Below are 19,455 nucleotides of genomic sequence, written 5' to 3' on the forward strand. Positions count from 1 at the left end.
TTTTGCAAAGATACACTAAATTTCAGTAGTAAGTAAGCTTGTATTTACGGCCGTCATCTGCTTGATTTTTTTATGCGTGTGTTTGGTGTAATATATGGCAAGAATGACAAATAAAACAATCGCAGCAATGCCCACGTAGACTAACGAAAATGCACTTGTTTGTACGCCTAAATTGTCAAAAAAGGGCACAAAAGCGAATTTACAAATCACAGTGAGTATAAGTGCAATCGCAATAGAAACCGCTAAAATTTTATACGAAATAGCTAAATATACATTGGCAATTTGCTTGCGCGAAAAGCCTAAAAAGTGTAATTGGCAAATGGTTTGTTTGTTCTTTAAAATAAGTAGATTGATATTGGTAACAACTAGCGTAATGGATAAAATGGTGATTAAAATTCCAATACCTAACACAATAGACAATACCAATTGCAAAAAGTAACTAATGCGCGAACTTAAAAGCTCACTTTGAAAGTATTGATACTTGTTTTTGGCTAAAAAATCCAACAATTTAGGGTCTGACGGATTCACCACTTCCATAATGACACGCGATATGCGTACTTCTTTGTCTGGACTCAACAGTTGATTGGTATAGTTTAAAAAAGTTTCAGGCACCAAAATCGTGTTGATTTTCTCGGAAGTTGCCAAAATATACGCATCGTACACTTCTCTTTTAGAGGTTCCTGTCAAATTGAGCTCAATAGGAATTTTACGAATTAAATCCTGATTAATTTGCGGCAAACCTGCGCCAGGCGCAAAGCCGTAATTGTATAAATCAATATAATTTTTTGGAATGATAATCGGGACTTCTCTTGATGAAGGCGACCAATTCCAGTCTTCGTTATCCACATCAATAAAACGATCGGAAACAGCTTCTAGAAACATATCGGTTGAAATACCGCCCATTCCCATGATAGAAACACTTCCTTGCACTCGGTACGTTCCGTTGGTAAAACCGCCCACTTTTTTGACGAATTCTTGTTGTTTGAGTGTTGCTATTTCTTCTGGCGTAAACGCATTGTCACGACCTAATTGTTTGGAAATAATCACGGTTTGATTGCTCAACAAATCACTCGACGAACCAAAAAGTGACTGCGTATCCACAAAAAGCTGGAAAACCACTAACAAAATTCCCAATCCCAAACTGGAAGTCAACGCAAAAAAGAGCAGTTGCGAAAAATGGATTTGTTTATGGAGTAACTCTTTAATCACAGCAGCAAGGTTTTTGAGTAGTCAATATTATAGGAATTCCCCAAACTTGCAATCACTAAAGTTGCGTTTCGAGCCGTTACTTCTTCTAAAATAAGTTGGGTTGCGTTGTCAATTTGCACATCATCAATATGGCTAAAAGGCTCATCTAATAGTAACAATTCAAAAGGTTGACAAAGCGCTCTTACAATAGCAACGCGCTGTTGTTGTCCGTACGACAGCGTTTCTGCTTTCTTATCTGCCAAATGTGCCACGTCTAAACGCTCCAAATAGCTTCTAATTTCAGCTTCCGTTTTATGGTTTGTCAATTGATTTTTTAGCTGAATATTCTCTATTGCGGTCAATTCAGGAAACAATCGCAATCCTTGAAAAACAATAGAGATTTTATGACGGCGAAATTGCGTCCATTCTGTTTCAGAAAAGCTAGCAATATCTTTTTCATCAAACAAAATACTGCCCGTAAACTTATTATTTAAACCGTATAAAAAATTGAAAAAGGAACTTTTTCCACTACCAGATGCCGCTTTTACCAAGTAGCTTTTGCCCGCTTCCAAATAAAAAACTTTACTCCAAACTTCGGAAGAAGCAGGAGTAAAGTATGTTGGGTGTATTTCTTGTATGTGTATAGTCACGCTACGTAAACTTGGAAGGCTATATTAGTAACGAGACATCATTTTCATTGTTTCTTCTAAGGCAGCATCCATATAGTCAATTGTACGCTCAAGCGAGTTGCCATCACCTTTTGTGTAGGTAAAAGTTTCCATGCCATCCGCATTCATGATAAAATGTGTGTCTCCAAAAAATTCACCGTACTTTTCATACGTCGTACTCATAGTATCATTATTTCCATACATGGAAGCATACGGATTCATGCTATTTGCCATATCAGAAAACATTTTATAAGCGTTTTCAGACATGTACATGTAAATTGAATTGTCTAATTTAGACTTGTGTTCGAAACTAGATAAGTTCGCAGCTAATTTTCCATTGTTGTACACTTCATCAGCTTTGCTTTCGTCATTTGTGATGAACAATACATTGTCTTTCAACATCACAAACACATTGTCATCCAATTCATAGTAATTTTTTCCTTTCGTGTTTTCTGGTCTTTTCATCTCCATTGCTTTGTTGACAAGCGTTTCAAACTTGTCCATGTCTTTAATAGCAACGGCACCGTACATGTAAGGTATTTTTGTTTCAAATACTTGGTATTCTTCATCATCACTGTAATAATCACGAATACTATCTTTTTTAGTAATTCCTTCAGTTACAGCTAGCATCATAGAGCCATCAAAAAGACCTGTAATGTCTTCCATGGTCATTCCTATTTCGCGTTTCATTTCCTTATTTGTTCTTTGCAGGTTCGTTTTTAATCCTGTTCTAAACATTTCTGGAATAAGTTCATTGTCTTGCAAACTCTCAAAATGCTTATACAACGCAGTAGGATCTAAGGAAACTTTAAATACCATAGCAGGATTGCTTGGTAATACATTCAATAAGTCAGACTCATATCCTTTCGCTGCCCATGACTCATATCCTGTTAACGACTTAATATCTTTGTTCAACTTTAATGTTGCTTTTGTTAAGATGCGGTCATCTTCAAAGTTTCCATAATATGCAAAATTATTATCTCCGAGTTCTATGCTATTTTTTCCTGTGAACATAGATGCCATTGCATCGCCCATTTCCTTTAATGGAGTAGAAGAAACGTGCATTCCCATGTCCATGCTAGTGTCAAAAAAGCTTTTGTAGTAGTTAGTTGCGTAGATGTTTTCGGAAGCTTCCATCTTTGTTAAATCAATCAAATCTTGATCAGGATATCTTGAACCTGCAACAATCAAAGCAGTTTCATTATTCCATCCAATCGCCATATCTCTGCTAGAATATACAGTGAAGGCATCATTTTTACCAACATTTTCTTGCTTTTCAGCGCGTGGTAAATCCTGTAGCATCGGCATTATCATTTTTTCAAAAGAAGCGGCGTCTTTGATAGGAATAATCAATCCTCCATAACCTGCTCTTCCTTCTGCGACCATAAAACCTAATAAAAATTCTTTACGGAAAGCAGCGTTGATATTTTCTGCGGTCATTTGCTCTTCTAAAAATGCTTTCATTTTACGAGGCGCAGACTGCTCAATCATTTTACTGATGTGTAAGTCTTTAAAATCAACATTTTGACTTTTCGCTGCTAACGATCCCAAGTTTACATACATTACTCCGGCAGCATCTTTAGGGATGTAAGATGATTCAGAATTTTTCTTTCCACAACTAATGACCAATAAGGCGATTGTGAATAGGAATACGATTTTTTTCATACTAAATGAAGTCTTTAAGGTTTACAATATTTATTATTAATCTGTGGAGGAATGCAAATTTAACAATATCTATAGGTTTTAAAATAAAAACACGATAAAATTGTACAAATTTACGTTGGTTACCATAAGGAAAGACGACTGTGTAGCGAAAATGTTACAAGAATGCGCATAATCACTCAAAAAAAACAATAAAATTCACAAAACAAAACGTTCTAAAATAGTAGCTTAAATTATTAATTAACAGTAATTTAACCTAAAAAGGAAATAAAATTCTTTTGTCTAGTAAATAAACGCTACTTTTGCACGCTTAAAAATAGAGGCAAAGAAATGACTTCAATAAAAAATATTGCAATAATTGCGCACGTTGACCACGGAAAAACGACGTTGGTTGATAAAATCATGTATCACTGTCAACTTTTTCGTGAAAATGAAAATACGGGAGATTTAATCTTGGATAACAATGATTTGGAGCGTGAGCGCGGAATTACGATTACTTCAAAAAACGTTTCGGTTACGTATAAAGGAACGAAAATTAATATCATTGACACGCCTGGTCACGCCGATTTTGGTGGAGAAGTAGAACGTGTACTCAACATGGCAGATGGTGTATTGCTTTTAGTAGATGCCTTTGAAGGACCAATGCCGCAAACGCGATTTGTACTGCAAAAAGCGATTGACTTAGGATTAAAACCTTGCGTAGTTGTCAATAAAGTGGATAAGGAAAACTGTACGCCAGATGAAGTATACGAAAAAGTATTTGACTTAATGTTTGAATTGGGCGCGGAAGAATGGCAGTTAGATTTCCCTGTAGTGTATGGTTCTGCAAAGCAAAACTGGATGTCAGACGATTGGCAAAAGCCAACAAATTCTATCGAGCCATTGTTAGATATGGTAATGGAACACATTCCGTCGCCAGAATTTGAAGAAGGCAGCACACAAATGCTAATTACCTCTTTAGACTACTCATCATTTACTGGACGAATTGCCATTGGACGTTTGCAACGTGGAACTTTGAAAGAAGGCATGCAAGTATCGTTGGTAAAGCGTGATAAAACAACCATCAAATCAAGAATCAAAGAATTGCATACGTTTGAAGGCTTAGGTCGTAAAAAAGTATCTGAAATTCAAGTAGGAGATATTTGCGCGATTGTCGGTTTGGAAGGTTTTGAAATTGGTGACACAATTGCCGATTTAGAAAATCCAGAAGGATTAAAAACCATCGCCATTGACGAGCCAACGATGAGTATGTTATTCACGATTAACGATTCACCTTTCTTTGGAAAAGATGGAAAATTTGTAACATCACGTCACATCAAAGACCGTTTAACAAAAGAATTGGAGAAAAACTTAGCATTACGTGTTCAGGAAACTGACAGTGCGGATAAATTCTTAGTATATGGTCGTGGCGTATTGCACTTATCAGTCTTAATTGAAACGATGCGTAGAGAAGGTTACGAATTACAAATTGGACAACCACAAGTAATCATCAAAGAAATTGACGGTGTAAAATGTGAGCCAATAGAAGAATTAACTATTGATTTACCAGAAAACGTTTCTGGAAAAGCGGTAGAAATGGTAACCCTTCGTAAAGGAGATTTACTAAGCATGGAAGCCAAAGGCGATCGTATGATTTGTGAATTTATGATTCCATCAAGAGGAATTATTGGTTTGCGTAATCAATTGTTAACGGCAACTGCTGGTGAAGCGATTATGGCACACCGATTTAAGGAATATCAGCCAGTTCGTGGTGGAATTCCTGAGCGTCAAAACGGTTCGTTGGTATCTATGGAAAAAGGAACAGCCATTCCATATTCTATTGACAAATTGCAAGATCGTGGAAAGTTCTTTGTCGATCCAGGAGAAGAAATCTATGAAGGTCAGGTAATTGGTGAAAACTCTCGCGGCGACGATATGACGGTCAACGTAACAAAAACCAAAAAACTTTCCAATGTACGTTCTGCTGGAGCAGATGACAAAGCAAAGATTGTTCCTGCAATTAAATTTTCATTAGAAGAAGCATTAGAATACATTCAAAAAGATGAATACGTAGAAGTAACACCAAATCATCTACGACTGCGAAAAATCTATCTCACGGAAGTGGAAAGAAAGCGCAACAAAACCATCTAACAGTATTGAAAATAACTAACAAAAGGTTCCATTGCGCAAGTAGTGGAACTTTTTTTGTCTAGTTATGAGATGTTGGTATTGAGAATTGAGAAGTTTCAGATGACATTCCTGCGTGCAGGAATCCACTTAATAATAAAGAGGTATTAGTGAAATGAAAAAACTAGTAAAACTAAGTAGATTCCGCATCGAGTGCGGAATGACAGTAGCGAAAATCAACAAATCAACACATTGACGAATCAACAAAAAACGAATAACAAACAAAAAACAAATGGACATCTTCGGCATCACAGGAACAGAACTTATAGGCTATTTAGCGTCATTGGCAGTACTAATTTCATTCACAATGAAAGATTTAAAAAACTTGCGTATGATTAACGGAATTGGTTGTTTACTTTTCGTTTTATACGGTTGTTTAATACCAACCTTGCGCGTTGGATTGCCAATCATCATTACCAATTTAGCGATTTTTGGCATCAATATTTATCACTTAACACGTTCCAAAGCGTAGCGACTGAAATAATGTTAGCGAATTGTTGGTAAAATGTAAATTTTTCTATCTTTACCAAAAATCAAACTATGCAGTTTCTTTATTTCGATGCAGGAATCGGCGCAATGATTGCGCAGGCAGCAGTAGCGGTTGCTGCGGGAGTTTTGTTGTTTTATAAAAGTATCAAATACAAAATTAGAACTTTGCTTGGTTTGCAAAAAGACACTTCCGAAGAAGTTTTTGATGACATTGATATAGACGATTCTACGCTCGAAAACGCATCGAAAGATGACAAATAATTCTCGACACGCTTCTTCCTATCGCGACCCGAGTGGTCATATTTTTGTAGACAAAGGCATTGTAAAACGTGTCATATTTCCAAGTTATTTTTCCCAATACGAAGCCTTACAAAGTTCCGGATTCTTTCAAAAAGCATTTCAACACAAGCTATTAATTCCGCACAAAGAACTCGAAAAAGCGGAAACGCATATGTACATTCAGCCTGAACAAATTCCGTTTTTTACCTATCCGTACGAATGGAGTTTTCAGCAATACAAAGAAGCCGCATTGCACACGCTAAAATTGCAGAAATACGCGTTGCAACATAACTTTTCGCTGAAAGATGCCACGGCGTATAACATAGCTTTTCACAACGGAAGTGCCATTTTTATAGATACGCTTTCGCTCGATTTTTACACAGAAAACACACCTTGGCGTGCGTACAAACAATTCGTGATGCACTTTTTAGGACCGTTGGTCATTGCCAAATATCACGGTGCAGAATTCTTGAAAACGATGTCGAATTTCATTGACGGAATTCCGCTCAAACTCATCACGTCATTATTGCCTGGAAAAACCAAACTGAATCCGTTTTTGTATACCAACATTCACTTGTTGGCGAAATATGAAAATAAGCATCAAGAAGAAAACGTGCAGGAACGCAAACAAGCTTCGCTTTCCAAAAAAGGATTGTTCAACATTATTGATAGTTTGTACAATTACATCAAAAAATTACAGCTCAAAGAGCAATCAGAATGGGGAAATTATTACCAAAAAACGAACTATTCTGATACGGCTTTTCAGCAAAAATCACACATCATTAACAATTGGATAAGCGAAATAAAAGCCAAAACCGTCATTGATGTCGGCGGAAATGACGGAACGTTTGTGCGACAAATTCCTAGCGAACTCGAATTGGCGTTGGTTGGTGACATTGATAATAATGCAGTAGACCACAATCACTATTTGGTCAAAAAAAACAAAGAAAAAAACATGTTGCCGTTTGTAATTGATTTGCTCAATCCGTCCGCAGCGATTGGTTTTCAAAACACCGAGCGTTCTTCTTTTGTAGAGCGTGTACAGGCGTTGCAACCCGATGTGACGTTAGCATTGGCGCTGATTCATCATTTATCCTTAACGGGAAATGTGCCTTTTGAAAACTCAGCAGCGTTTTTTGCATCGTTCTCTAAAAACCTCATCATCGAATTTCCAAAACGAGCGGATTCGTATGCCACGCGATTGCTCAATGCAAAAGCAGAATTCAAAGATCAGTTTGGACATTACAATCTAGAAAACTTTGAAAAAATATATTTGGAACAGTTTCAATTAATCTCCAAAAAGGAAATTCCCGATTCCGAACGTGTGTTGTTCCTATTCAAGAAAAAATAAGTGCCGAAAGTCAGAAAAAACATAGAAAAATTTGTCGCAAGCACAAAAGAATATCCAATCACATTCGCGATTGCGGCAGGTTTATATTCGTTCATTTATGTGTTTGCGTCTAACTTTATGTTGGTCAATTCGTGGTTTCAATTCTTCGTCATTTCTGTAGTATATTTGGCAATTCCGGTCATTATTTTTACACTTTCGTGGGAATTGACAAAGCGACTTTCGTTTCTGCAAAAGTTCAAACCGTTCGTCTTACCTATCTTAAACGCGATGTTTTTTGGATTTTATTTTGTGGGAAGAATGTATGGTTTTCAGCATAAAAAAATCATTCTCGGAGCCGTCATCATCTGCGCATTACTAGCGGTTTTGCTCAGAAAACACTACAAAAAAATCATCGTGTTGCAATTCATTATGGCATTTGTGGCGTTTACAACCTTGTTGCCAACGCTGTACGGAGCGTTATTCGACAGCGACGAATGGCGAGAATTTCCAGAAGAAGTCGTGCAAACCAACTTCAAAAAATTTCCGAACATTTACGTCATTCAACCCGATGGCTACGCGAATTTTACCGAATTAGCAACCGAACCGTACAACTTTCAAAACGACGAATTTGAATCGTATTTGCAAGACAGTGGATTCAAATTGTATACAAATTTCCGAAGCAATTACACGTCAACGGTATTGTCTAACAGTTCCATGTTTGCGATGAAACATCATTACAAAGGCAGGCAATTGGCAGGTGCGAGAGAAGTGATTCTGGGCGATAACCCTGTGATTCAAACCTTAAGAAACAACGAGTACGAGACGTTTCTCTTTATGGAAAATCCGTATTTACTGTTGAATCGTCCAGCCATCAAGTACGACTATTGCAATATTGACATGAGCGAAGTTCCTTGGTTTGGTATTGGCGCGTTTGACAATCCAAAAGAATTGCTGCAACCGCTAACGGAAACCATCAAAAAACAGCAAGGAAAGCGTAGTTTTTACTTTATTGAAAAAATTCTTCCAGGACACATTTCAACGTTCAAAAGTGGTACAAAAGGCAAAGAAACGGAACGCGAAAACTATCTCACGCAAGTGAAATTAGCGAACGAATGGTTGAAAGAAATCACACAAATCATCACAAAAACCGATCCCAACAGTTTAATCATCATTGCGGCGGATCACGGTGGCTACGTAGGATTTGAATACACCAAACAACTCTTTCAAAAACAAACCGATAAAAAGCTCGTCTATTCAGCATTTACGGCGGCGTTGGCAATCAAATGGCCCAACAATACTATTCCGAGTTATGATACCAAACTCAAGTCATCCGTAAATCTTTTTCGAACCGTTTTTGCCTACTTGGGAGAAAATGAAACGTTGCTAGAAAACTTCCAAGAAGACGCCAGTTATTCTCGAATTTCCGAAGGAATTTTGGGTGAAGTCTACAAGTATATTAATGCTGATGGAAATGTGGTTTTTGAGAAGGTGGAGTAAATCTCCAGACATTTTTCATGGATTCTTTGTTGATTTGTATAAAATACCAATTATTGGTACTTTTATAAAAAAGTCAACTCTATGAGTAAAAACACGTCCATATTATTAGGGAATTATTTTGATGAATTTGTGAAAGCACAAGTTTCTGAAGGGAGATACAAAAATGTGAGTGAAGTCATTCGTGCGGGACTTCGACTGTTGGAAAATGAAGAAAATAAAGTGGCTGCGTTGCGAAACGCGATTCACGAAGGTATGAACAGTGCCGTAGTTGAAAATTTTGATTTTGATTCACATCTAGCAAAGCTAAAATCGACAAGAAATAATGACTAACATTATTTTTAGACAGAAAGCTGTTGATGATTTATCGGAAATTTGGAATTATACATTGCTAAATTGGTCTGAAAATCAAGCAGATCAATATTACAAATTGATTCAGGCGGCTTGTGTAGAAATTTCAAAAAATCCTTCTATCGGTAAGAGTTATGAAAACATTCATAACAAATTATTAGGATTCAAAACAGGAAAGCATATCATTTTTTATCGCCAATCTTCTAAAAATAGTATAGAAATTGTTAGGATTCTACACGAACGAATGGATTTAGAAAACAGAATTCAAGAATAAATGGCAATTCCTCATTGAATTCACATACGAATATTCCTTAAAGTACGTTAAAATTAGTAAATTCACTTTTTCTAAACCAAACCCTCATTTATACACTAACCACATACACGGATGCCTCCAAATCGCTTTGGGACGACTTTGTCTCAAACGCAAAAAATAGTACGTTTTTGTTCTATCGCGATTTTATGGACTATCATAAAGACCGTTTCAAAGATCATTCGTTGCTGCTTTACAAAAAAGAGAAATTAGTAGCACTATTTCCTGCAAATCAACGTGATAATCGTGTGTATTCACATTTGGGTTTGACCTATGGCGGATTGCTTTTTGACGAAAATCTAAAGCTTCGCGATGTTGCTGAATGTTTGAAATTAGTGCTGGAATATTTGGAAGAAAACAATATCGAAAAGTTGCATATCAAATTGTTGCCGTCGATGTACAGTCCGTTTCCAACAGATGAATTGCAGTATTTGTTGTTTATTTTAGAAGCGAAGTTATCACGAAGAGATGCACTTTCGGTGGTAAATATGAAACATCGCCCAAAAATATCGAAAGACAGAATCGCGGGAAATAAACGCGCACTCAAACACGGTTTGGTTACTAAAGAAGAACAGACATTTGAAGCCTTTTGGAATCAAATTTTAATTCCGAACTTACGCCAAAAACACGAAGCAACACCTGTGCATACATTGGCGGAAATTCAATTGTTAAAACAACATTTTCCAAAAAATATCCGACAATTCAATGTGTATAAAAATGATGAAATCGTCGCAGGAACGACCATTTTTGAAACCGAACATGTAGCGCATTCGCAATACATTTCAGGAAACGAAGACAAAAACAGTTTGGGAAGTCTGGACTTTTTACATTTGCATTTGCTGAACGATGTTTTTCAAGATAAAATGTACTTTGATTTTGGTATTTCAAACGAAAATCAAGGAAAGAACATCAACGAAGGATTGCACTATTGGAAAGAAGGTTTTGGCGCACGAACCATCACGCAAGATTTTTACGAAATTGACGTGCAAAAGCATCACAAACTTGACACGATTTTTATATGATACCATTTTTGGACTTACAGAAACTCAATGCGCGATATGAAACGGAATTTCAAGCTGCTTTCAAACAGTTTTTAAATTCTGGATATTATGTGTTGGGCGAAAATGTACGTCAGTTTGAAGAAGCTTTTGCCAACTATTGCGGAACGAAGTACTGCATTGGTGTCAGCAACGGATTAGATGCGCTGACGTTGATATTGGAAGCGTATAAAATCATGGGGAAACTGCAAGAAGGTGACGAAATCATCGTTCCTGCAAACACCTATATTGCCACGATTTTAGGAATCACCAAAGCGGGATTGAAACCTGTGTTGGTGGAACCGAATCCAGAAACATTTAATATAGCTATTTCCGAAATCGAAGCGGCTATTTCATGGAAAACGCGTGCTATTTTAGTGGTGCATTTATATGGACAGTTGACGGAAATGGAGGAAATTCATGCCATTGCTAAAAAACAGAATTTACTCGTGATGGAAGATGCCGCACAAGCACATGGCGCGGTAAATGTTGAAGGTAAGAAAGCTGGAAATTTAAGTGATGCGGCGGGATTTAGTTTCTATCCAACAAAAAATTTAGGTGCGCTGGGAGAAGCAGGAGCAGTAACGACGAATGATTCAGAATTAGCGGAAATCATTAGTAAGTTGCGCAATTATGGAAGTTCATCAAAATATGTAAATCAGTATAAAGGAGGAAATTATCGTTTGGATGAAATTCAGGCAGCGTTTCTTCGTATAAAATTACCACATGTAGATGCGGATAATGAAGTTAGAAGACGCATTGCAAAACGATATCTAAGCGAAATAACAAATCTAGAAATCATCTTGCCAACGTATCAAAATGAGGCTTCGCATGTGTTTCATCAGTTTGTCATTCGCACAAAAAATAGAAACAAACTTCAAAAGTATTTAAAAGAAAACGGTATTGGCACGTTGATTCATTACGAAATTCCACCACACAAGCAAGAAGCGTACAAAGAATGGAATCATTTGCACTTTCCTATCACGGAGAAAATTCATGATGAATGTTTGAGTTTGCCTATCAATCCTGTATTGGAACCTGCTGAAGTGGATACGATTATTTCTGTGCTCAATTCATACACCAACCAAACATAACTTCCATAAGTTTTATGGCGAACAACCCACAATTTTCATACACGCATATTTTAAAAGCCACGTCGTTATTTGGCGGCGTTCAAGTTTTTAAGATATTGATATCCATCATTCGTGTTAAAATTGTAGCGATTTTACTCGGTGGTGTCGGAATGGGAATTATTGGCTTGTTTAATAGTACAATTCAAGTGGTAAGCGAAATTGCGAAACTTGGCTTGGACACAAGTGCTGTCAAAGAATTGGCACATGTACACGCTTCCGAAGATGAAAAAGCCATTCAGCAAACCGTCAGCATTCTGCAAAAATTCATCATGATTACGGCAAGTATCGGAGCTGTTTTTACGATTGTATTTTCAGCGTTGTTGAGCAAACTCACTTTCGGAAATACAGACTATACGTTTGAATTTATTTGGCTGGCGTTGGCAATTTTCTTTATGCAATTGACTAATGGAAAAATCGCGATTCTACAAGGAACACAAGCCTTGAAAAAGTTAGCTGTCGCCAATGTGTTGGGAAGTACAGTTGGATTGCTTGTTTCGATTCCGCTATACTACATGTACGGTTTGGAAGCAATTGTGCCAACAATTATCATTACGGCGGTTGTGATTTTTGGTTTCTTCTGGTATTTTGAAAACACACTAAAAATTCAACGAATTTCGTTGGGAATCAAACAAGCGTATGTAGAAGGAAAAAGTATGCTACGCTTAGGTTTGGTGTTGAGCATCACAGGAATTGTCACATTAATTGCAACCTATCTATTACAAATATTTATTCGCCATGTGGGCGGATTGGATCAAGTTGGCTATTACACTGCGGGATTTTTAATCATCAACGCATATGTAGGCATGATTTTCAACGCGATGGGAACGGATTATTTTCCACGATTGTCTGCGATTCACACCGAAAATGCCAAAGTGCAGCTTGCAGTACGGAATCAGGCAACCATTGCTATTTTATTACTTACGCCAATCATTACTACTTTTTTTGTGGCAGCGCCGTTAGTCGTGAATATTTTATACTCAAAAGAATTTTTAGTGATTTTGGGATTGATTTCTTGGGGCGTTTTAGGCATGGCATTTAAAGCAGTTTCTTGGTCGGTTGGCTATGTAATTTTAGCAAAAGGCGATTCCAGAATCTTTGTAAAAACTTCCATTGGTTTTTCAATATTGATGTTGACAATGAATTGTGTTGGCTATTATTTCGGCGGATTGACAGGTTTGGGAATTAGCGTGTTAGCGTATTATATTATACATTTTGTAAGTCTGTTGATTATTACGAAAATAGCGTATGGATTGTGGTTTCAATCCGCATTTTTCAAGCTATTTTTACTGTGCGTATTGTTGAGCGGACTCGGATTTGCGTGTACTTATTTAGACAATATATATTTGAAATACGGCGGAATGATTGCGATAATGCTTCTTTCTTATATCTTTACATATTCGCAATTGCAAAAAAAGATGAACATTAAACAATTGATAAAAAATAAGCTTTTCAAACGCTCATGAGACGAATTTTCAATAAAATACGACGTGTTTGGAAGTTTTATACTGCCGTAAACTGGATGAAAACCATCTATTTTAATTATAAAAAGTTTCCGTTTCGCATTGCGAGAAAGCTACCAGTAATGTTTTACGGTTCGGTAAAATTTTCTGATATCAGTGGTGAAATTATCTTGGATGTTCCCGAAGTGAAACGCGGCATGATTGGTTTTGGACAAAAGTTTGAATTGCCGACGCGCTCCAAAAGAATTGCAGAATTGTCTGTGATGGGAAAATTGGTTTTTAAAGGTCACGCACACATCGGAATTGATTGTTTTGTACATGTGGGAGAAGGCGCGTACTGCGAATTTGGGTATATGTCGTGTTTGGGTTCTAACGTAAAATTGATATGCAAAGAAGAAGTTATTTTAAGCGACTGGGTTGGCATTGGTTACGAATCACAATTGACCGATTCTAATTTTCATCCGATGATGAATACCGAAACAGGGGAACTGTATCCAATGACAAGTCCTGTGCATTTGGCAAAATACAATGCGTTTTCCAACAGAATTTCCATCATGCCAGGCACCAAAACTCCTGAAAATTGTGTTATTGCGTCCAATTCGGTGGTCAATAAAGATTACAGAGATTGGGGAAGCAATATTTTAATCGGCGGCGTTCCCGCAAAACTCATCAAACAAAACTACAACCGCGATTGGGAAGGCGAGAAGGAGATGTTGAAAAAGTTTAAGATTATTTGGTGATTTTTTTAATGTGTCAATGTTTTGTTGTTTGAAGTTTAAAGGTTTAAAAGTTTAGATGTTTAGGTCTAGAGAATAATTCAATATTCAACATCCAACATTCAAAATCCATAAAGTTTCAAAGTACTTCTCGATACTAAATTTTTTCGAAATTTCACTCGAAGTGACAGATTGGTTTTTAGTTTGGGAGTTTAGTATTTTAAGAGCTTTGTGTGTACTTTTACGTTTAAAATTTATCATTTTACATATAGAGTTTCCAAGCGTCAGTTCGAGTGGCGAACGCACGTTCGTTGTATCGAGAACAGCTGAGAATTTCTAAAGTTTACAATAATTTAGCATCCAACATTTAACATTCAAACAAAACCTATTTTTTCCGTTGAAACGTAGCAGGATTTCCAAACCAGACTTCATTTTCAGGAATATCTTTGTTCGCGAAGGACAATGCGCCAATGACACTATTTTTCCCAATCGTGATTCCGTGATGCAAAATACAATTCGTTCCAATAAAAACATTTTCACCAATATGTGCGCCTCCGATTTGCTGTTTTGCTGTATTGAGATTGTTGGTCATTAATTTTGGAGAAATATACACATTGTCTTCAACGACCAAACCGCGCGCTAGGATAGAATCGTATCGAATCGTAACATTATTCTTAATCACACAATTTCCAGAAGACGTGACACGCGAATCGATATAGCAATTTTCGCCAATTACGGTTCCTTTTCGGAGTTCTACATAATTTCGTATTACCGTATTATCTCCTATTACAACATCTTCTTCAATAATGCAAAACTTGCCAATCGTTACATTTTTACCGATAGTCGCTTTTTCAGAAATACAATTAAACTCCATACAATACTGGGAAAATGATGGTTATACAATGAAAAACGAAAATAGAAAAATAAAACTAAAAACATACCACATAATTAAAATATCACAATTGCTTTACGTGGTGTCAGAATTTTGTGTACACATAAAAAAACCATCTCAAAACTTGAGATGGTTCTTTACATAGCGTAGGCTATTTCAGGTAATTAGGTTGTATTACTTCATGTCAATCACTTCAATTTCATATACATTATTATTCGACATGATAATATTATACATTCCTTTTGTTGTTAACATACTTACCTTTTTCTTTTTATTATCGGATTCAATTCTATGAATTTCTTTCACTTTCATTCCATTTTCTGTGCACCATACATTCAATCCACTTCTTGTCAACATAAAGTCATAATTGAAATTTTCTGGTTTTACATATTTAATGGTAATCTCTCTTTCATAATTAGAATCTCTATCCATGTCCAATTTAAAAGTAGTCTCTAAAGCGGGCGCTACAATCAAACGTTTTTGGTTCAAATCGTACTTATCATCATTTTCAAAGGCTACTGGATATACTGCTTTGGTATCTTCGTAAATTCTCACTTCAGAGTTTACAGCTTTTTCTACAATTTCATATTCAGTTACGTTTGTACGTACAATTTCTGAATCTTTTAAATTGTTCTGTGCAAATGAAATTGAGGTTGATAATATAATTGCGGGGACTAATAATTTTATATAATTTTTCATAATAATCTTTAATTTTTTGTTATTTATGACGTCATACTTTAAATAGTACTGCGATGACATCTTCGACAGCTTTTCGATTTACTGTGTATAAATCTTTATTTGATTGATATTGAAATTCTTAGGCTTTTACCATAGAATTATTCAATTGTGCAGAAGTTTTTTTGGTCCAAGCATTCAACATCCAACTAGATTTTTCTAATTCTCTAATGTATGCGCCAATTAAGTCAATGGTACCTTCATCTCCTGCGTTGTTAGCATGATCGATTACCACTTTCATTTGTGATAAAATCAATTTGTGGTCATTGATTAAAATTTCAATCATTTCTGAATCGGTCAATAATGGACTTGATTCTTTTACGGCAGAAATTTCTAAGTAATCACTCATTTTGCTAATTGGGTGATACTTTAAGGTCAACACACGTTCTGCAATTTCATCAATCTTTGTTTGTGCGTTGGTATATAATTCTTCAAATTTTTCGTGTAAGTCAAAAAAGTTTTTTCCTAAAATATTCCAGTGAAAACTTCTTAATTTTTGATAGTATACGTGATAATTAGCCAATAGCGTATTCAATTCTACTACTACTGGGACTAATTTTTCATCGCTCATATTTAGATAATTCATAATATATTTTAATGTTTTTTGGATTAATAATTGATTTTTAAAAAGAAACACTTGGCTTGAACTTTGGAGAACCCAAAATGAAATATCAAGAAGTAATTTTTTGTGCTTCAATTGCGATTTGTAATAATCACACTTTCAATATAAGGTATGAGAAAAAAATGTCAAGTGATTTAACAAAACTTAACTTGTAGCAATAAAAATTAACGTAAAATATGTTAATAAAATTCATAATTTGTTAAAATTTTAACATTTGTTTTCTGTTGAAAAATGATTGAATTTTGAATAAAAATTAAAAATAAAATGAAAAATTGTTTTTTTTTGATGATTCTTCAATGAAAATATAAAAAATCAAATAATTATTCAAAAACTAAAAATCTAGTTTAAAATGAGTTTTTGTGTGATGTTGAGTTTCAAATTTTAACAAATTAAATCTACAATTTTCAGACATCATTTTACAGCTTTTTTAAATCTTTGTATCTTTAAGAAAAAAAGGAATGAATACATTTTACACGCTATGTTTTTTACTAGTATCCCAACTCTTTTATGCACAACAATCTGACATCGATTTTGGAAAATACAAAGATGGTGAACGTTGGCAAATCACCAATGATGGCGTGATGGGCGGACTTTCCCAAGGCGATGTTCGATTTACAGATAATGGTGTCGTTTTTAGTGGTATGATTTCCTTAGAAAATAATGGCGGATTTTCCTCTTACAGAAGCCAATATGCAAAACGAGACCTATCTTCCTATAAAAAAATAATCATTCGGTATCGTTCCAAAAATTATGCAATGGGCTTTACGCTAGAAATGGACAAACGTTGGTATGTACCGTATTACAAAGCCGATTTACCAACAACCGATTGGAAATGGGAAGAAAAAGAAATTAAGTTTTCAGACTTTGTTCGCTACAACATCGGTCGCAAACGATCTGGAAAACCGACGCAAGAAGAATTGGCAAATATTCTTCGTATCGGATTCATCTCCAACGAAAAAAAAGCGGGACCTTTTAAAATTGAAATCGATTATATAAAGTTTGAATAAAAAAGAAACATTTCTAAAATACTTTTCTTTATATTATATTTTAGTAAAAAATAATACATGAGTCATATTTATAGAGGTTTTGTTTTGTTAGTGGCAATACTATGTGCCGTTGGCTGCGCTTATTTTGGAAGTATATATGCTACAGGTGGAGCTATTGGAATGGGATTACTCAGTGGTATGTGTTTTATTTCTATTGCTATTTCATTTATTGGTACAGAAGAATAAAATATTTAGAAATGCCATACAACATTGTCCTCGTAGAACCCGAAATTCACACAAACACAGGAAATATCGGACGTTTAAGTTTGGCTTCAGGTTCTAACTTGCATTTGGTAAAACCTTTTGGATTTGAAATCACAGATGCGCGACTCAAGCGTGCGGGACTTGATTATTGGCAACATTTAGATGTACACATTTACGAAAGCATCGAAGAATTCTACACAAAAAATGCAGACAAAAAAATGGTCTATCTCACGAGTAAAAGTCAAAAATCATATACAGAAATTCCGTTTGAAGACGAGTTGTTTTTGGTATTTGGGAAAGAATCTGTGGGTTTGTCAAATGAAATCACGGAAGCAAATAGTGAAGTTTTATACACCATTCCAATGTTCAGTGAACATATACGAAGCTTAAATTTAGCCAATGCCGTAAGTATTGTGGTGTATGAAGGTATTCGGCAATTGAATTCTTAGAAATGTAAGACTACGAAGTTCAAATTGTCAGTTTGAGCGCAGTCGAAAACAGCTAAAATCAGTGAGTCCAGAAAAATCTACGACTCATTCCAAAGAGAAACATACTGCTGCGCAACTGTTTCATATTGGTGAAATTCTTCCACAAATGCACGTGCACGCTTTCCAATAGCCATCATTTCTTCAGGATTTTCAATCAGCTCACTCAGTTTTTCAACCAAATCATCAACGTTTGGAGTCGCGTTCATCAATACAGGTTGTTCAATTTGATAATAGGCTAAAAAATCCTTTTCCGCTCCCGAAAACACTACTTTTCCTTTTGACATCGCTTCAAGCGCATTATAACCTTGATCGTAACCGTACAACTGATCCATAATAATATGCGCTTCGTTATAGGTTTGAATATATTCCGAATACGGTAAATTCTCCGCCGTTTTAATCTCAACCTGATTGGGATATTTTTTCGCAACAAGTTGCAAGGCTTTCTCAATCAAATTGTTTCCTTTTTTTAAATAATTGACCTTATTGACGCCATGAAAAATAATCACTTTTCCGTTGTATTCTAACGGTTGAAATTTGAGTACATCTATATTGATTGGAAACGGAATCAGTGGTAATACTTTTGGATGATTTCGATACGCCATTTCATAATCAAAATTTGCAGGAATAATTCCGTTTATATTTTTCATCACAAAATGATGCAACTTTTCATGCGATTTTGACAAATATTGAAGCGAATACTGAAACCACTTTTTAGTACTTTTATCTTTTTGATAAGCTGTTAACATGTGATAAGGCAAATCAGCATTCAAAATAAAATTCACATAATGAAAATCATCGCCACATGACGACAAAAAGACTTTTTTATTATGTTTAAAGAGATATTTCAACAATTTCCGCTCAACAAAAGGCGTCGTAGCAAACGGAAACTCGTTAATCAATTGCACCACATCGTAGTTGCGAAACGACTTTCGGTGTTTGTAAAAACGATAGGTAATCTCCAAAAATGCAATATCAATCTTGAAAATCTTAAAAAACAACTGCCGAAACGCATTGGGAATTTTTTTATGAAAAAAAGTAGCTTCAAGCGAAACATCGATTGGATAATTTTTAAAGTTGTCAGCGCGACCGATGAGTGTCACATCGTGCTGTAACTTTTGTAGACCTTCTTTGAGTGAATTGTGAAATCTACTGTATTCTCCAACCAATAATATGCGCATAAACAGT

Annotated in this window: 21 protein-coding genes; 14 read left to right on the plus strand and 7 right to left on the minus strand. The window is 35.7% G+C overall.

The window, feature by feature from the left end; all coding sequences use genetic code 11:
• Positions 1-15: 15 nt before the first annotated feature.
• From C8N46_RS12535 to C8N46_RS12545, 3 genes are read right to left on the minus strand one after another with little or no spacing between them, the layout of a single operon-like run.
• Positions 16-1,209: an ABC transporter permease family protein gene (locus C8N46_RS12535; protein ID WP_146169813.1), complete on the minus strand. Its 1,194-nt coding sequence runs from the start codon at positions 1,207-1,209 to the stop codon at positions 16-18.
• Positions 1,206-1,838: an ATP-binding cassette domain-containing protein gene (locus C8N46_RS12540; protein ID WP_108115242.1), complete on the minus strand. Its 633-nt coding sequence runs from the start codon at positions 1,836-1,838 to the stop codon at positions 1,206-1,208. Before C8N46_RS12540 ends, C8N46_RS12535 begins: the two co-directional genes overlap by 4 nt.
• Before the next feature lie 24 nt (positions 1,839-1,862).
• The gene (locus C8N46_RS12545) at positions 1,863-3,521 is read right to left on the minus strand and encodes a DUF4836 family protein (RefSeq protein ID WP_108115243.1); all 1,659 of its coding nucleotides are present in this window, start codon (positions 3,519-3,521) and stop codon (positions 1,863-1,865) included.
• Between the two features lie 327 nt (positions 3,522-3,848).
• On the opposite strand from C8N46_RS12545, the gene typA reads away from it, so the two are divergent.
• The 11 genes from typA (at position 3,849) to C8N46_RS12600 (ending at position 14,307) form a co-directional block, all read left to right on the plus strand.
• Positions 3,849-5,648, plus strand: a complete 1,800-nt coding sequence (gene typA / locus C8N46_RS12550; RefSeq protein WP_108115244.1) for a translational GTPase TypA — start codon at positions 3,849-3,851, stop codon at positions 5,646-5,648.
• Between the two features lie 268 nt (positions 5,649-5,916).
• A complete protein-coding gene (locus tag C8N46_RS12555) occupies positions 5,917-6,156 on the plus strand; it encodes a uroporphyrinogen decarboxylase (protein ID WP_108115245.1) in 240 nt (79 codons plus the stop codon).
• A 68-nt stretch (positions 6,157-6,224) separates the two neighbouring features.
• A complete protein-coding gene (locus C8N46_RS12560) occupies positions 6,225-6,434 on the plus strand; it encodes a hypothetical protein (RefSeq protein ID WP_108115246.1) in 210 nt (69 codons plus the stop codon).
• Positions 6,424-7,803 (plus strand): nodulation protein NoeA, encoded by a 1,380-nt coding sequence (locus C8N46_RS12565; RefSeq protein WP_108115247.1) that lies wholly within the window; start codon positions 6,424-6,426, stop codon positions 7,801-7,803. Before C8N46_RS12560 ends, C8N46_RS12565 begins: the two co-directional genes overlap by 11 nt.
• Complete coding sequence (locus C8N46_RS12570; protein ID WP_108115248.1) at positions 7,804-9,279, plus strand: sulfatase-like hydrolase/transferase; 1,476 nt, start codon at positions 7,804-7,806, stop codon at positions 9,277-9,279.
• Between the two features lie 81 nt (positions 9,280-9,360).
• Positions 9,361-9,609 carry a type II toxin-antitoxin system ParD family antitoxin gene (locus tag C8N46_RS12575; RefSeq protein ID WP_108115249.1) on the plus strand — a complete coding sequence of 83 codons (249 nt, stop codon included), beginning with the start codon at positions 9,361-9,363 and terminating at the stop codon, positions 9,607-9,609.
• Positions 9,602-9,901, plus strand: a complete 300-nt coding sequence (locus C8N46_RS12580; RefSeq protein WP_108115250.1) for a type II toxin-antitoxin system RelE/ParE family toxin — start codon at positions 9,602-9,604, stop codon at positions 9,899-9,901. The genes C8N46_RS12575 and C8N46_RS12580 overlap by 8 nt, the downstream gene beginning before the upstream one ends.
• 185 nt (positions 9,902-10,086) lie before the next feature.
• Entirely contained in the window at positions 10,087-10,959 is an 873-nt protein-coding gene (locus C8N46_RS12585) for a GNAT family N-acetyltransferase (protein ID WP_108115251.1), read from the plus strand.
• On the plus strand, positions 10,956-12,068 hold the full coding sequence (locus tag C8N46_RS12590; RefSeq protein WP_108115252.1) for a DegT/DnrJ/EryC1/StrS family aminotransferase: 1,113 nt from the start codon (positions 10,956-10,958) through the stop codon (positions 12,066-12,068). Before C8N46_RS12585 ends, C8N46_RS12590 begins: the two co-directional genes overlap by 4 nt.
• Positions 12,069-12,082: 14 nt before the next feature.
• Positions 12,083-13,570: an O-antigen translocase gene (locus C8N46_RS12595; RefSeq protein ID WP_108115253.1), complete on the plus strand. Its 1,488-nt coding sequence runs from the start codon at positions 12,083-12,085 to the stop codon at positions 13,568-13,570.
• Positions 13,567-14,307 carry an acyltransferase gene (locus C8N46_RS12600; protein ID WP_108115254.1) on the plus strand — a complete coding sequence of 247 codons (741 nt, stop codon included), beginning with the start codon at positions 13,567-13,569 and terminating at the stop codon, positions 14,305-14,307. Before C8N46_RS12595 ends, C8N46_RS12600 begins: the two co-directional genes overlap by 4 nt.
• 361 nt (positions 14,308-14,668) lie before the next feature.
• Here C8N46_RS12600 and C8N46_RS12605 read toward each other — a convergent pair whose 3' ends face one another.
• The 3 genes from C8N46_RS12605 to C8N46_RS12615 form a co-directional block, all read right to left on the minus strand.
• Positions 14,669-15,157: a DapH/DapD/GlmU-related protein gene (locus C8N46_RS12605; RefSeq protein WP_108115255.1), complete on the minus strand. Its 489-nt coding sequence runs from the start codon at positions 15,155-15,157 to the stop codon at positions 14,669-14,671.
• Between the two features lie 192 nt (positions 15,158-15,349).
• Positions 15,350-15,874: a hypothetical protein gene (locus C8N46_RS12610; protein ID WP_146169814.1), complete on the minus strand. Its 525-nt coding sequence runs from the start codon at positions 15,872-15,874 to the stop codon at positions 15,350-15,352.
• A gap of 118 nt (positions 15,875-15,992) precedes the next feature.
• Positions 15,993-16,496: a Dps family protein gene (locus tag C8N46_RS12615; RefSeq protein ID WP_108115304.1), complete on the minus strand. Its 504-nt coding sequence runs from the start codon at positions 16,494-16,496 to the stop codon at positions 15,993-15,995.
• Positions 16,497-16,990: 494 nt separating this feature from the next.
• Between C8N46_RS12615 and C8N46_RS12620 the strand changes: the two genes are divergently transcribed.
• From C8N46_RS12620 to C8N46_RS12625, 3 genes are read left to right on the plus strand one after another with little or no spacing between them, the layout of a single operon-like run.
• A complete protein-coding gene (locus C8N46_RS12620; protein WP_108115257.1) occupies positions 16,991-17,539 on the plus strand; it encodes a CIA30 family protein in 549 nt (182 codons plus the stop codon).
• Between the two features lie 57 nt (positions 17,540-17,596).
• The gene (locus C8N46_RS20485; RefSeq protein ID WP_158269141.1) at positions 17,597-17,764 is read left to right on the plus strand and encodes a hypothetical protein; all 168 of its coding nucleotides are present in this window, start codon (positions 17,597-17,599) and stop codon (positions 17,762-17,764) included.
• Between the two features lie 11 nt (positions 17,765-17,775).
• Positions 17,776-18,231: a tRNA (cytidine(34)-2'-O)-methyltransferase gene (locus tag C8N46_RS12625; protein WP_108115258.1), complete on the plus strand. Its 456-nt coding sequence runs from the start codon at positions 17,776-17,778 to the stop codon at positions 18,229-18,231.
• A gap of 77 nt (positions 18,232-18,308) precedes the next feature.
• Here C8N46_RS12625 and C8N46_RS12630 read toward each other — a convergent pair whose 3' ends face one another.
• Positions 18,309-19,448, minus strand: coding sequence for a glycosyltransferase (locus tag C8N46_RS12630; protein ID WP_108115259.1), 1,140 nt, complete (start codon positions 19,446-19,448; stop codon positions 18,309-18,311).
• Positions 19,449-19,455: the final 7 nt, after the last annotated feature.

This window comes from Kordia periserrulae (assembly GCF_003054265.1).
Lineage (GTDB): Bacteria > Bacteroidota > Bacteroidia > Flavobacteriales > Flavobacteriaceae > Kordia > Kordia periserrulae.